Genomic DNA, 308 nt, shown 5'->3' with positions numbered 1-308 from the left:
CTCGTAGTGCTGGCTCAGCGCGATGGCGGGAACGCCCAGAAGCGTCGCCTCCATGGCCGCGGCGATGGTGCCCGAATAGGTCACGTCCTCGCCGATGTTGGAGCCCTGGTTGACACCGGACAGCACCAGCGTCGGCCGCGCGTCCTTCATCACGTGGTTGATGGCCAGCAGCACGCAGTCGGTGGGCGTTCCGTCCACCGTGAAGCGCTTCTCCTCGTGCTGGCGCAGCCGCAAGGGACGGTGGATCGTCAGCGAATGGCTCGCCGCCGACTGTTCGGTGTCCGGGGCGACCACCCAAACGTCGTCGC

At 67.5% G+C, this 308-nt stretch carries 1 protein-coding gene; it reads right to left on the bottom strand.

Annotated features, from left to right (window positions below):
- Window positions 1–308 (bottom strand): 5'/3'-nucleotidase SurE (locus JT719_RS24515; RefSeq protein ID WP_278251902.1); only part of this gene is annotated, 308 nt, incomplete at both ends.

The sequence above is a fragment of the Sabulibacter ruber genome, assembly GCF_017355955.1.
Classification (GTDB): Bacteria; Bacteroidota; Bacteroidia; order Cytophagales; family Hymenobacteraceae; genus Nibribacter; species Nibribacter ruber_A.
Note: the sequence above shows the minus strand (reverse complement) of the source record. Positions and strands in the feature narration are given on the sequence as shown.